This is a genomic window from Flavobacterium succinicans (assembly GCF_001662485.1).
Lineage (GTDB): Bacteria > Bacteroidota > Bacteroidia > Flavobacteriales > Flavobacteriaceae > Flavobacterium > Flavobacterium succinicans_A.
In genome coordinates this window covers 271457-285039 of sequence record NZ_JMTM01000046.1, presented here as the reverse complement: position 1 = coordinate 285039, position 13583 = coordinate 271457, and the positions used below count along the sequence as shown (strand labels likewise).

Sequence of the window (13583 nt, the reverse complement as noted above, 5' to 3'; positions counted from 1 at the left end):
TTCTACCCCTTACGCAAAACCGTTTCTAAACCACTCATTGCAAAAAAGTTAATCATTTTGTTGCACACATTATTTTTTATTCTACATTTGTAGAACAATGTATTATTCTGTAGAGCAATGATTAAACCAATCTTTCTATTTGTACTGTTCCTTTTATGTAGTTGCCAAGTACAACACATCAATCAAAAGAAAGACAAAAAAATGCACGGCAAATGGATCGAAAAATATACTTTGGACACCATTCGCTACAAATCTATTGGAAGATACAAAGAAGGAGAGCCAATCAAAAAATGGAAATATTATGCCAATGGCAAAATCATCAAAAAAGAAACTTATAAAAAAGAGTATTGCAAAGTGCGCTTTTACCACCCCAATGGAGCGCTTCAAGCCAAAGGAATTACACAGTTGATTGAAAAAGGGAAAGACATTCATTGGTTTTACTCCGGCCGATGGGAGTATTTCGACACCAAAAAAGATTTAATCATCACCCGATTGTACGACAAGGGAGAACTTATCTCAGAAAAAGAAATAAAAAACACAAAACAATAAACTATGCAACAACTAACCAACGCCGAAGAACAAGTCATGCAACATTTGTGGCAACTCGAAAAAGCCTTTATGAAAGACCTACTCGAAGCCTACCCTGAACCAAAACCTGCTACAACAACGATTGCTACCTTATTAAAAAGAATGATTGACAAGCAGTTTGTAGCTTACAAAGAATATGGCAACTCTAGGGAATATTACCCATTGATTGCCAAAAACGATTATTTCTCAAAACATGTCAATGGATTAATTAGTAATTTCTTTAATAATTCAGCGTCTCAATTTGCTTCGTTTTTTACCAAAGAAACAAACCTAACCGCAAGAGAACTTGAGGAACTAAAAAAAATCATCGATAACGAAATCCAAAAAAAGAAACCATGACACAGTACTTGCTAACCTCAACTATCGCTGCCACTATCCTATTGGTAGTATATCAGCTTTTTCTGGAAAAGGAAAAAATGCACCGTTTTAATCGGTTTTACCTATTAACTAGTTTGCTTTTTTCACTTCTTATACCTTTTATTTCTATTGAAATTATTAAAGAAATTACGACTCCTGTGACCACTCCAATTCCGATGCGTTTTTCTGAAGGAACTATGATAATTGCAGAAGAAACCAATTATCTCGAACAAACACTATGGGGTATTTATGTCTTAGTAACGGCAATTCTAACATTTAGATTTACTCGAAATATTATCACTTTTTATCAATTAAAAAAGAATAACACAACACTCACGTTTCAAAACGCGACTTTAGTATTACTTCAAGAACCCGTGTTACCGCATACTTTTATGAATTACATTTTCATCAATGAAGCGGAATACCAAGAACGCAAAATTGAAATAGAATTGTTTGCACATGAAATGACCCATGTTAATCAAAAGCACACGCTAGATGTTCTATTTGTAGAACTAATCAAAGCAGTTTTTTGGTTCAATCCTTTATTTATTTTGTACAAAAAAGCCATCCAACTCAATCATGAATTCCTAGCCGATGAAAAAGTGGTGCAATCGTACCAAAACATTCCATTTTATCAATCGCTATTGTTATCCAAAGCAAGTTGTAACCCGCCTTTGTATCTAGCCAGTAATTTGAATTTTCAAGTCACCAAAAAACGCTTTCTTATGATGAGTCGAAATTCTTCAAAAAAGATGATCCTTAGCAAGCAACTGGCGCTATTACCAATTTTTACGGCACTATTCTGCTATTTCTGTATCGATAGTGTAGCACAAATACAACCAAAAACAAATATAAATACCAAATATACTGTTGCATCAAGCAACGACAGAGATGTCTACTATGCAGGTGTACTAGTTAATGTTACTGATAAAAAAAGAAACATCACCTTCTCCAAAAAATACGAAGATTTGACTTTGGAAGAAAAAAATAGGTACTTATCCTATACTCCTAAAAAATACTCAAAAAAAATCCCTACAAAGGCAGAATTTGAAGATTTCAAAAACAGTAAAAAATATGCCATCTGGATTGACGGTATGCACACCAGCAATAGTCATTTAGAGGTCTACTCACCAGATAAAATTGCTTATTTTACAGGAAGTTTTATTCATAAAAATGCTAGAAGCAAAAAATTTCCGCAGCCTTTTCAGTATAGTTTCTACACAGAGGCCTATTATGACAAACATTTAAAAAATGCGCATAAAAAGTTTTCTGGTAAAAGCATCGATATTGTTCTTAGTGACACGAAAAAATCACCCAAAAATTCAAAAACAAATACAAAAGAAGAGTCATTAGTCAGCCCTAATAAAAACCTAGCAAATTTAAATCCCGGTCCAAAAACTGAGACTTTAATCAATTTGCTACAAGAAAGTACAAAAGAACACAATCCACCAGTATCGAATGATGTTGTGTTTAATGTAGCAGGTATAACTGAAAAACCCGAATTCCCTGGAGGCATGGAGAAGTTCTACCAATTCGTGGGAAATAATTTTCAAACTCCAACTGTTACTAATTTGAAAGGCAAAGTATACGTTATGTTCATTATCGAAAAAGATGGAAGCATTACTAATGCAAGTGTTTTGAGAGATATTGGACATGGGACCGGCGAAGAAGCCATTCGCGTAATCAAACTCTCCCCTAAATGGATTCCCGCTCAGAAAGACGGCGTGCCAGTTCGTGTACAATATAGTTTACCCATCACTATTATGAGTTCTAATTCATAAAACAATAAATTATTTAACCAAAAAAAAGACCATGAAAACATCACAATTTCCATTAAAAAAGAAACCCACTAGATGGTTTCGCAGCACGATGCTAGTTTTGGCATTAATCGTAAATTCTTTTACAAACGCTCAAGAAAATCCATCACAAAAAAAAGAAACAGGCACACTGTATCAAAACTATTTCAACAACACCGTTTTTAAAATCAAAAATGAAAAGGGGGATATTGTAGCCGAAAAAAAATACACTCAATTAAACCAAGCAGAAAAAAAGCTGGTGCCGAGTTTTTTAGGAGGAAGTAAGACAATGCCAACCAAGGAAGAACTCGATCAAATATTACAAAAAGGAGGACCTGCCGTAATAATCATAGATGCTTTTGACCCAAAAAACAAAAAAACTAAAAAGGGTGAAAATGTAGTGTATCAAGTCAATGAAATTACCGAAGACCCTATATTCCCGAATGGAATGGAAGCCTTTTACAAGTACGTTGCAATGCATTTTACCCTACCGAAAGAGGCAGTAGAGCAAAAAGCCAAAGGCAAAATTTATCTTAGTTTTATTATAGAAACAGATGGGTCTCTTACCGAAATTACAACTTTAAGAGATAATGTTGGTTACGGAACTGTTGATGAGGCGATACGAGTAGTAAAAAGTGCTCCAAAATGGATTCCTGGAAAAATCAACAGTGAACCTGTGAGAGTCAAATATTCATTACCTATTACAATAAACCCAAAAGCTTAAATTCATAAAAAAAACCGCTTCTCTTCAAGTACAAGTTTAGAGAAGCGGTTAACAAATAAACTCAAAAAAAATTAAAATTAAAAAAGAAAACTAATTGAAGATTTTATCAGGATTGTACCCCATATAAGGCATGGCTTGTTCATGAAAAACAACGCCGTATGATTCTAATTCTCTCAGGATGGGTTCGTAAACTTCTTTTTGGATAGGAAGTTGTACACCGCTAGTTTGTATTTTACCATTTAAAATCAATAAAGCGGCCATTGCTACGGGAAGTCCAACTGTTTTCGCCATAGCCGTGTACATTTGGTCATCGCCAATACATACCATTTTTGAGTCGATTTGAGAAGTTACGCCATTTAATTCGTAGCCAAATTTGTGATACATGACAATCATATCTTTATCCTCAGGTTGTAAAGTCCAACTATCAGAAAGTATCTTTTCTAAAATTTGTGCAGGTGTCGCATCTTTCAAACCTACTTTCTTGATACGGCTGAACAAATCCAACTCTACTAATTTATCCCACATAATATCATCTTGATCGATTTTGAGAATGTGACGCATTTTTAGTTCAACAGAATCGGTGGGGTGATATGGCAAAAAGGAATTCACAAACTGTCGATAGGTCATTTCTTCTGAGCCTTCCATTATGTAACTATCATCGGTCATACCTAACTGTACAAACATATTCCAAGCCTTAGAGAATCCTACTCTGCGAATAGTACCTCTATATAAAGTAAGCACATCATCTAAACCGTAAACCGATCTGTATTTTAAAGAATCACGATTAGAATAAGCTTCGAATCTACCATAACCTTCGACTTCTAAAAATTCGGTTCTGCGAAACAAATTGCAATAGGGTATGTATTTGTAGGCGCCTTCTTGAATGAATTTGGCCGCACCACCTTGACCAGCTAACACCACATTTCTTGGTGCCCATGTAAATTTATAATTCCAAATATTCGTATCCGATTCTGGAGCGACCAATCCACCACAAAATGATTCGAACATCAGCATTTTTCCACCTTTTTCTTTGATTTCATCAATAACCTTCATAGCACTCATGTGATCAACCCCAGGATCCAAACCAATTTCGTTCATAAAAATGAGTCCTTTGGCCTTGGCTTCGGCATCCAAAGATTGCATAGCTTCACTGATGTAAGAAGCGGTAACCATATGTTTATTGAACAAAATACAATCTTTCGCTACTTCAATATGCAAATGGGCGGGTAACATTGAAATAACGATAGTGGCTTTTTGAATCGCATCTTGTCGTTGTTGTGTATTAAATATATCTAAAGCTATTGGGGTTGCATTAGGATGATTATTGGTCTTTTTATGAGCCAATTCCAATGATAAATCCCCAATAATTAGATGCAATTGCTCTGTTTCAGACTTAGCTAGCAAATATTGTATTAACGATGAGGCTGATCTTCCAGCGCCTATAATGAGTATTGTTCTCATAAAAATGTAAATATTTAACACAAACATACTATTTTGTTGTATTTATAACAAACAGATTGTGTTAAAACATCAAAATTTAAAAATAAAACAGAAATAACCCTTTTTGTTTGAAATGTAATAAATACTTTTGCAGTAGATTCTAAATAGGAACTATGAGCAAAAAAGTAATTTCAACTGCTGCCCTTTTAGGAATGATAGCTATCATTTTAGGAGCCTTTGGTGCGCACGCCTTAAAAAAAATACTTTCAACAGAAGAACTCGTTACCTTCGAAACGGGGGTACGCTACCAAATGTATCATGCATTATTCCTCTTATTCATTGGTCTAAGTACTTCCCTATCTGAAAAATCACAAAAAATCATTTATTATCTTACAGTTTCTGGAGTCATTTTATTTTCAGGCTCCATCTATTTTTTAGCTACTAATTCTTTAACATCTTTTGATTTTAAGAAAATCGGCTTCATTACTCCTATCGGAGGAGTACTTCTTATTTCAGCTTGGGTTGTTTTATTATTTGACTTTTTAAAAAAGAATAAAAAGGAAATATGACACCATAAACAGCTACATAATAATTAAAATACACTTTTACATCGAAACAAATAAAAACCAAATACAATTTTATGGACACTAACACCCTTTTTACGAAAACGATTTCGTTAGAAAAATTAGGAATTGAGAATGCCAAAATTCAGTATCAATTAACTCCAGATGAATTACAAGATTTAACCATTGCTTTAGGTCAAGGTATAGAGAACTCTACAGGAGCTTTAGCCATTACTACAGGGACATTTACAGGTCGCTCGCCTCAAGATCGTTTTATTGTAAAAGACAGTATTACAGAAGACAAAGTATGGTGGGGAAAAGTTAATATCCCATTCGAGCCAGCTGCTTTTGATGCTTTATACAAAAAAGTAACAGCTCACTTATCTAATAAAGAAGTTTTTGTAAGAGATGCTTATGTTTGTGCCGATTCAAACTATAAATTGAATGTACGCGTAGTTACCGAAACACCTTGGGCAAACTTGTTTTGCTATAATATGTTTTTGCGTCCAACTGAACAAGAATTAGAAAATTTTACTCCAGAATGGACTGTGGTTTGTGCACCAAGTTTTGAAGCCAATCCAGCAGTTGACGGTACACGTCAGAGCAATTTTGCTATTTTAGATTTTACTAAAAAAATTGCGCTAATTGGAGGTACTGGTTATACCGGAGAAATGAAAAAAGGAATTTTCTCTGCCTTGAATTTTATCTTACCGGTTTACAAAAATACGTTACCTATGCACTGTAGTGCCAATGTGGGAAAAAATGGAGATACTGCTATCTTCTTTGGTCTTTCAGGAACAGGAAAAACAACTTTATCTGCTGATCCAGAAAGAAAACTAATTGGGGATGACGAACACGGTTGGACAAACGAGAACACTGTTTTCAACTTTGAAGGAGGTTGTTATGCCAAAGTAATCAACTTGTCAGAAGAAAATGAACCAGATATTTTCAGAGCCATCACTAGAGGAGCTATTTTAGAGAATGTTGTGTTTAAATCAGGTACTAACGAAGTAGATTTTGATGATGTTTCTATTACACAAAACACTCGAGTAAGCTACCCAATTACCCATATCGATAATATTCAACCAGGGTCTATTGGTAAAAACCCAAAGAATATTTTCTTTTTAACGGCTGATTCTTTTGGAATTATTCCTCCAATATCAAAACTTACTCCAGGTCAAGCTGCTTATCACTTTATATCTGGTTATACGGCAAAAGTAGCAGGAACAGAAGCTGGTGTAACAGAACCACAGCCTAATTTCTCAGCATGTTTTGGCGCACCTTTCATGCCATTGCATCCTACTAAATATGCTGAAATGTTGAGCAAAAAAATGAAAGATGCCAATGTTACCGTATGGTTAATCAACACAGGTTGGACAGGTGGTGCTTACGGAACAGGCAGCCGAATGAAATTAAAATATACTCGTGCCATGATTACCGCAGCCTTAAATGGAGAATTGGATGCGGTTCCGTTTATAAATCATGATGTATTTGGAATTGCCATTCCACAAGAATGTCCAAATGTTCCAGCTGAAATCTTAAATCCAAGAAATACTTGGGAAGACAAAGCATTATATGACGTAAAAGCAGTTGAACTAGCTCAAAAATTCAAAGCAAACTTTGAGAAATTTGAAGAATTTGCTAACGAAGAAATTTTGGCTGGTGCTCCAAAAGCATAAAAATTACCAAAACCAAAATAAACTAACCAAAACTAAAAAGAGCTGTTCTTTGCGAAACAGCTCTTTTTTATTGTTAACTCAGCTGGCTATTTTTTATGCTTATCGATAGCTTCTTGAATGATTTTCCAGTCATAAAAGTGAAACGTTTTTCCGTTGCTCATGGCTACAAACAATCCTTTATCGAAAGGTTTACCGAGATTAATAGCCGTAATATCGGCACCATCGCATTCTATGGTAGAAGTTGGAATTTCTGCCAATAGTTTATATTCATTCGGATTGCCATTACTTCCTTCTCTTGGATACACCATAAAAGAATTGGCCTGTTGATTAGAAACCAAAATGTATCCCGTAATTGCAGAAGCTTTATAAATAGCCATTCCTTCATGATCGGATTTGAAATCTTTTTGTCCAAACAACGCTAATTCTTGATTGTCATTTAATGCAGGATCGGCTTTGTATTTTCGAATTCCAAATTGCTCGTCGCAATAATAAACCGCTCCCAATTCATTATCTACTGCAATGGCTTCGATTTCCTTTTTTCCGCTGTAGGCTCCAAACTTACGCACCAAAGTAGCTTCAACTTTAGTATCCGAAGTTCCTTTTAATTCATATTGCCATAAATAAGAACCTGAAGGTCCAGATTTTCTACCTACAATTGCAAAAACCGCTTTATCTGATGGGCGTGTATAGATTGCAATTCCCATTGGATCTCTCTCCATTTCCCCTTCAAAAACAGGAATACCACCGTTATCCAAAGGCTTCAAGTCGGGCAGGCTAAAAATGCGAATTTTATTCGTTTCACGTTCTGTTGTTACTGCAATATCAGTCAATACACCATCAATTTGTAAACCATAGGCAATATCCACATTATTAGGTCTCTTGATGGTTTCTGATTTTTTTATGATTTTGCCTTGTAAATTGAACACATACAAACCACCATCAGTATCTTTATCTGTACCAATAACAAGACTTTCTTGAGGATTTGTTGGATGAATCCAAATGGCTGGATCATCAGTATCGTGCAAAACGGTTTCGGTTACTACTGTTGGTTTTAGTCCATCTTTTCGCAAGGGTGCTAATGAACTGGAACAAGATGTTACAAAAGCAGCAACCACTATCAAACTACTATACTTATTCATTTTTTACTTTTTTTTATCAATATTCGTTTTAAAAATAACATTACCCTCAGCGTCAACAACCTGTGCCACTAATTGGTCTTTGGTTACAGAAAAAGTCATGAAACCTGCTTTTTCAGCCCAAAACAAGGTTCCTTCACGAGTTCCAGAAGGTCTTACTTCGCAGGCAGCACCGGACAAAAACTGAGTAGTGTAACGATTTTTGGGTTTAATAATTTGCAAATCATGTTCATGTCCACAGAAATATGCATCAACTTTATAAGTATCAAAAATAGTGGCAAATTTATTTTCAAAACTCTTAGTCTCTGGACTGTCTTTTCTTTTGCCTCCACTATATAAGGGATGATGTCCCACGACAATTTTCCATTTTACAGCAGCATCTTTGGTTTCCAACTCCTTAATTAGCCATTTCTTTTGTGCTGTCGTATCTTGAGCTATAAGATTATCGTACATATCTGTCCCTTTTTTATAATAGCTGTCTATAAATGGCGAAGTATCCATAACCAAAAGCAAGAGTTTATTACCATCTTCCAAATCAATCATTTTTTTGTAATAGGTTGAAGGCAGATGCCAACGTCTACTTATGTTCGAATAATCAATTTGCGCTTTTAAACTACCTCTATAATCATGATTCCCCAAAGTAACATACCAATCGTTCTGCAAATTGTAATCCGTATAAACCGATTCAAAAGAAGCCATCCACGAATAATCTTGTGTACTGCGAACACCATTAGGATAAAAATTATCTCCCACTGTAATCACAAATTTAGCATCGAGAGAAGCAGCTGCTTTTCCCATTTGGGTAGCTACTTCCTTTTGGTAAAACTGTCCATAGCGACCAAAATCTCCCATCAATAAAAAGTTCAGGCTCTTATGGGTTTGTTGTAATTGAGACAAATAACCTCCTGTGTAGCCTGAAGGTTCTCTTTGGGAAGGAGTTTGAGCACAAAGTAGTTGTGCGACAAAAAAACATATAAATAAATTCTTCATGGAGTAAAATTAAAAAAACAAACAGGAAATACATCCTGTTTGTTTCGCAACAAAAACAGACAACAATTACAAATCAAACTTCAAACCAAAATTATATCTAGCTTGATAGTATTCCATTTGCATTGTGCGAGAAGCTATACCTTGGTAATAGCGTAAAGGTTGGTTGGTTAAGTTATTTGCTTCTGCAAATATTCTTAAGTGCTTAGTTATTTTATAAGAGGCATTTGCATCTACAAATAATTGTTTATCATAATATCGATCTTCGAATTCATTGGCACCTAATTCATCTAAATAATCCGCGGCATAATTAAGTGAAACCCGCGCAGAAAATCTTTTATTTTCCCACGATAAAGAGCCATTAAACATGTGAGGAGCAGTTCCTGGCAAACTTACATTTTTTCGTTCCTCTCCACTTGAATTCGTAATTCCTTTAGCATCAGAAGCTGTAAAAGTATAATTCAAATAAACGCCTAAGCCTTTAAAGAATTTTCCTGGAATGAAGTCCAATTGCCTTTGTATCGCAATTTCAAATCCATAAACACTTACGTTTTCGCCATTTCTTTGTTGTGTTAATCCCCAATTCCCAGGATTAATAGCAGGAATTGGATTAGGCTGTCCTGGGAAATCGGCAGTAAAATCAGCATTAGTATATTGATTATTTCTATACGTATAAATAAAGTTATTCAAGTTTTTATAAAAAACGCCACCTGACAATAATCCTACATTTTTATAATATTTTTCGGCCATTAGGTCAAAATTGTATGCATACGTAGCTTTTAAGTTAGGATTACCCGCAAGGATTTCTGAATCATCAGCTGGAACAACACTTATAAATGGTGACAAATCATAATAATTAGGTCTCGCTAAAGAAGTAGTAAAGGCTGTTCTATATACCCAATCCTTTTTACCGTTGTATTTAAACGCTACACTAGGCAATACATTTGTATAGGAATTGGTATTATTGATTTCCTTAAGCTTTTTTTCTTCATCTTCTACATAATTTGCTGTATAATCAATAGCTGTATTTTCAACACGTAATCCAGCAATCATAGATAAATTGGAAGTAAAATCCTGATCCCAACGAATGTAACCAGCATAAATATTTTCTTTAGATTTATAATTCAAAGCCAAATATTCAGAAGGAATATCTTTTTTAGTAAACAATACTGAATTATTCAAGTCTAAAGCTCCTAAGAAGGAATTACTAGCAAATGTTCCAGGAATATATTGTGAACCTGGTTGAAATTGCTCACCACCGTAAAAACTAGATGAAATTACATTTAGATTACCAAGCGCCGTTATTGGTGTATATTCGAAAAAAGTATTCTCTCTTTTTTTGTCTTTTATTCTAGCTCTAGCACCAAAGCGAAGTCTTCCTTTTTGATCTTCAATTACTGAGAATGGTACTCTGAAATTTAACTTTGCTCCAAATTCTGATTCTTCTGTATAATTATCGTTTTCAGAAAGGGTTCTAAATTTGAATTTATCAGTAGCATTAGCTCCAAGTGATGAAAGTAATGGAAATCTAGTATCCACTAAATCTTGATTAATATCTAATTTGGTATTTTGATATTCTACGTAACGTTCGCCTGGTCTATCCTCACTGGCCTTTGCGTAATTAATAGCCCAATCCATGTCAAGTTTTGAACTTAAAAGGTGCTCCCCTCCTATGGCATAATTTTGAACAATTTGTCGTTCTAAACGTGCGTTTTTGTTAGCCTCAATTCCACCTTTTGTTTGTCTTCGTACATCACCTTTGTATCCAATGATGTTATAATTTGCGTCATAAGTTGGTTTAATTCCACGAAACCTCGTACGGTAGCGATTTTCAAAATCATCTCTGAAGTTGTACATCGCATTAACATAAATAGAATTATTTTCGTTAAACTTATAATCCGTAGCTAACGAAAAGGAGTTTCGAATACGTTGTACATCATATTTTCTAACATCATATTCTTCCATATAAACTTGGTCTTTTTTTCCTTTCACCCAAACGCCTTCAACATTATCAGAACCAAAATTATTGTTGTTATACGAGGCACTTAAAACTGCACCTAATTTTTTATCTAAAAAACGATTCCCTAAAATTAGACCTGCTGTATAATTCCCCTTTTCTCTAATAGGGCTATATCCACCTGCAAGAGTAGCCGATATTCTAGGTGCATTTGGTGTAGCACGAGTGATTAAGTTGACGGAACCTCCAATAGCATCGGCATCCATATCCGAGGTAAGCGTTTTGTTTACTTCAATGGTCGAAATCATATCTGCTGGAATTAAATCCATTTGTACATTACGATTGTCCCCTTCGGCGGAAGGAATTCGATCTCCATTCAACGTAACTGAGTTTAAAGAAGGCGCTAAACCTCTAATAATAATATTTCTAGCTTCTCCTTGATCATTTTGCATCGTAATACCTGGCACTCTTTTTAAAGCATCTCCAACATTGGCATCTGGGAAACGACCCACTTGATCCGAAGAAATCACATTGGTAATATTTTGATTGGTTTTTTGCTTGTTCAAGGCTTTGGATTGCCCTTTTAATCGATCGCCAACCACTACCTCATTTAATTCAGTACCCGTAGCTTTTAAGTTAAAAGTAACGCTCACGTTTTTTCCTCCTTCTACTTCTACATCCATAGTTTTCAGCGTATACCCCATATATTTTACATGCAGAACATATTTTCCTGCATTTAAGTTTAAAAACTCATAATTCCCTGTATAATCTGATACAGCATATTTATTGAATCCTTCTATTTGGATTAAAGCCCCAGGAAGTGGTAATTGATCATCAGTGTCTAATACTTTCCCCGAGATTACCCCTTTTTGGGCATGAGAGATTAGAAAAGTAAAAAATAGCAGCAACAGTAACTTTGTTTTCATATAAGTATTTAATGGTTAAAAGGCAAAACTACTTAACTAAATTTAACAGTCTTTTACTTCTTTTTTATTAATTTGTTATGAATCTAGCCTATCGTCTACTATTCGTAACAAATCTGAAACATCACCATAACATAGTCACAACATAAGCATAACACCTGCATAGCGAAAGCAAAAAGCATTGATTATAACTAAAATAGAATCAATATTTTATCAGTAAAATGATTTTTTGGCGTTAAATTTGTAAGTATCAATCAAAAAAATCAATCAATCATGTTACAAACTTTTTTTATTTTATGCTCTGGGGCAGACAAAAACCTATTAGAAGGATGTTCCCAAGGAGAAAAAACCAAATTTGTGGGTATTGGAGCCACCGTATTTTTTACTGCTGTAATGGCATTTTTGGCTAGTGCCTATGCTCTTTTTACGGTGTTCGATAGTGTTTACCCTGCAATTGCCTTTGGTTTGGTTTGGAGTTTACTAATCTTCAATCTGGATCGATTTATCGTTTCCACTATTAGAAAAAGAGACAATTTTACCGCTGAATTCTTGCAAGCAACACCTAGAATTCTATTAGCGATTATCATTGCGATTGTTATTTCGAAACCTTTAGAAATTAAAATCTTCGAAAAAGAAATCAACACCGTACTTTTGAAAGAGAAAAATGCCATGGCATTGAAAAACAAAAAAGAAGTCGCAGCTTATTTCAAAACCGATTTGGATAAAAACATAGCCGAGATTAGCAATTTGAAAACTGAGATCAGTAAAAAAGAAAAAGAAGTCAATACACTTTATGCAACTTATATTGCTGAAGCCGAAGGAACGGCTGGTACCAAAAAATTAGGCAAAGGTCCAGTTTTTAAAGAAAAAATAGCCAAGCACGATTTGTCTAAAAAAGAATTGGATACTTTACAAAAAAACAATCTGGCCAAAATTGCCGTACTTGAAAAAGAAAACAAAAAACTACAAACCGATTTAGACAAAAAGGTATCTCAAACCCAACCCATTATTGATGGTTTTGATGGACTAATGGCTAGAATCAATGCTTTGAATAGTTTGCCTTGGTTGCCTTCATTTTTTATCATGTTACTTTTCTTAGCCATAGAAACTTCGCCAATTATTGCCAAATTATTGGCGCCCAAAGGCGAATATGATTATAAACTAGAAGACCTAGAAACTGCACTGAAAGCAACAATCGAACAAGATAAATACCAACGTTCACTTTTGGTACAAACCAGCGCTAGCATGCATGACAAAGTCTATGCGGATATTGCCGAGGACAAACGGTTGTATGACTTACAACGAAAGAACGCCGCTGATTTGCTTGAATTGCAATCGAATACTTTTGTAGCAAAGCAAAAAAATACTTTATAAACCTATAGATTTCCATAAAAAAAACGTCCAATTAGACGTTTTTTTTATGTGAATAATAC

11 protein-coding genes are annotated in these 13583 nt (G+C 34.7%); 7 read left to right on the top strand and 4 right to left on the bottom strand.

Annotated features, from left to right (window positions below; all coding sequences use genetic code 11):
• Positions 1 to 117: 117 nt before the first annotated feature.
• From FLB_RS08510 to FLB_RS08495, 4 genes are read left to right on the top strand one after another with little or no spacing between them, the layout of a single operon-like run.
• Positions 118 to 549 (top strand): hypothetical protein, encoded by a 432-nt coding sequence (locus FLB_RS08510; protein WP_064715526.1) that lies wholly within the window; start codon positions 118 to 120, stop codon positions 547 to 549.
• Positions 550 to 552: 3 nt separating this feature from the next.
• A complete protein-coding gene (locus FLB_RS08505; RefSeq protein WP_064715525.1) occupies positions 553 to 927 on the top strand; it encodes a BlaI/MecI/CopY family transcriptional regulator in 375 nt (124 codons plus the stop codon).
• Complete coding sequence (locus FLB_RS08500) at positions 924 to 2726, top strand: M56 family metallopeptidase (RefSeq protein ID WP_082923250.1); 1803 nt, start codon at positions 924 to 926, stop codon at positions 2724 to 2726. Before FLB_RS08505 ends, FLB_RS08500 begins: the two co-directional genes overlap by 4 nt.
• 31 nt (positions 2727 to 2757) lie before the next feature.
• The gene (locus tag FLB_RS08495) at positions 2758 to 3465 is read left to right on the top strand and encodes an energy transducer TonB (RefSeq protein ID WP_064715523.1); all 708 of its coding nucleotides are present in this window, start codon (positions 2758 to 2760) and stop codon (positions 3463 to 3465) included.
• 90 nt (positions 3466 to 3555) lie between these two features.
• On the opposite strand, the gene FLB_RS08490 is transcribed toward FLB_RS08495, so the two are convergent.
• Positions 3556 to 4926 (bottom strand): saccharopine dehydrogenase family protein, encoded by a 1371-nt coding sequence (locus tag FLB_RS08490; protein ID WP_064715612.1) that lies wholly within the window; start codon positions 4924 to 4926, stop codon positions 3556 to 3558.
• A 152-nt stretch (positions 4927 to 5078) separates the two neighbouring features.
• Here FLB_RS08490 and FLB_RS08485 point away from each other — a divergent pair, with 152 nt between their 5' ends.
• Together FLB_RS08485 and pckA are read left to right on the top strand one after the other, a co-directional pair.
• The gene (locus FLB_RS08485; RefSeq protein ID WP_064715522.1) at positions 5079 to 5474 is read left to right on the top strand and encodes a DUF423 domain-containing protein; all 396 of its coding nucleotides are present in this window, start codon (positions 5079 to 5081) and stop codon (positions 5472 to 5474) included.
• Positions 5475 to 5545: 71 nt separating this feature from the next.
• Positions 5546 to 7147, top strand: coding sequence for a phosphoenolpyruvate carboxykinase (ATP) (gene pckA / locus FLB_RS08480; protein ID WP_064715521.1), 1602 nt, complete (start codon positions 5546 to 5548; stop codon positions 7145 to 7147).
• 86 nt (positions 7148 to 7233) lie between these two features.
• Here the strand turns inward: pckA and FLB_RS08475 are convergent, their stop codons facing one another.
• From FLB_RS08475 to FLB_RS08465, 3 genes are all read right to left on the bottom strand, one after another.
• Entirely contained in the window at positions 7234 to 8286 is a 1053-nt protein-coding gene (locus FLB_RS08475; RefSeq protein WP_064715520.1) for a phytase, read from the bottom strand.
• 3 nt (positions 8287 to 8289) lie between these two features.
• Positions 8290 to 9273: a metallophosphoesterase gene (locus FLB_RS08470; RefSeq protein WP_064715519.1), complete on the bottom strand. Its 984-nt coding sequence runs from the start codon at positions 9271 to 9273 to the stop codon at positions 8290 to 8292.
• Between the two features lie 66 nt (positions 9274 to 9339).
• On the bottom strand, positions 9340 to 12153 hold the full coding sequence (locus FLB_RS08465) for a TonB-dependent receptor (protein ID WP_064715518.1): 2814 nt from the start codon (positions 12151 to 12153) through the stop codon (positions 9340 to 9342).
• 270 nt (positions 12154 to 12423) lie between these two features.
• On the opposite strand from FLB_RS08465, the gene FLB_RS08460 reads away from it, so the two are divergent.
• The gene (locus FLB_RS08460; RefSeq protein ID WP_064715517.1) at positions 12424 to 13524 is read left to right on the top strand and encodes a DUF4407 domain-containing protein; all 1101 of its coding nucleotides are present in this window, start codon (positions 12424 to 12426) and stop codon (positions 13522 to 13524) included.
• The last annotated feature ends 59 nt before the right edge of the window (positions 13525 to 13583 follow it).

What these genes read in the sequence shown, in the direction of transcription:
- FLB_RS08510 (WP_064715526.1), top strand. Translation starts at nt 118, where the DNA reads ATGATTAAACCAATCTTTCTATTTGTACTGTTCCTTTTATGTAGTTGC.
- FLB_RS08505 (WP_064715525.1), top strand. Translation starts at nt 553, where the DNA reads ATGCAACAACTAACCAACGCCGAAGAACAAGTCATGCAACATTTGTGG.
- FLB_RS08500 (WP_082923250.1), top strand. Translation starts at nt 924, where the DNA reads ATGACACAGTACTTGCTAACCTCAACTATCGCTGCCACTATCCTATTG.
- FLB_RS08495 (WP_064715523.1), top strand. Translation starts at nt 2,758, where the DNA reads ATGAAAACATCACAATTTCCATTAAAAAAGAAACCCACTAGATGGTTT.
- FLB_RS08490 (WP_064715612.1), bottom strand. Translation starts at nt 4,926, where the DNA reads ATGAGAACAATACTCATTATAGGCGCTGGAAGATCAGCCTCATCGTTA.
- FLB_RS08485 (WP_064715522.1), top strand. Translation starts at nt 5,079, where the DNA reads ATGAGCAAAAAAGTAATTTCAACTGCTGCCCTTTTAGGAATGATAGCT.
- pckA (WP_064715521.1), top strand. Translation starts at nt 5,546, where the DNA reads ATGGACACTAACACCCTTTTTACGAAAACGATTTCGTTAGAAAAATTA.
- FLB_RS08475 (WP_064715520.1), bottom strand. Translation starts at nt 8,286, where the DNA reads ATGAATAAGTATAGTAGTTTGATAGTGGTTGCTGCTTTTGTAACATCT.
- FLB_RS08470 (WP_064715519.1), bottom strand. Translation starts at nt 9,273, where the DNA reads ATGAAGAATTTATTTATATGTTTTTTTGTCGCACAACTACTTTGTGCT.
- FLB_RS08465 (WP_064715518.1), bottom strand. Translation starts at nt 12,153, where the DNA reads ATGAAAACAAAGTTACTGTTGCTGCTATTTTTTACTTTTCTAATCTCT.
- FLB_RS08460 (WP_064715517.1), top strand. Translation starts at nt 12,424, where the DNA reads ATGTTACAAACTTTTTTTATTTTATGCTCTGGGGCAGACAAAAACCTA.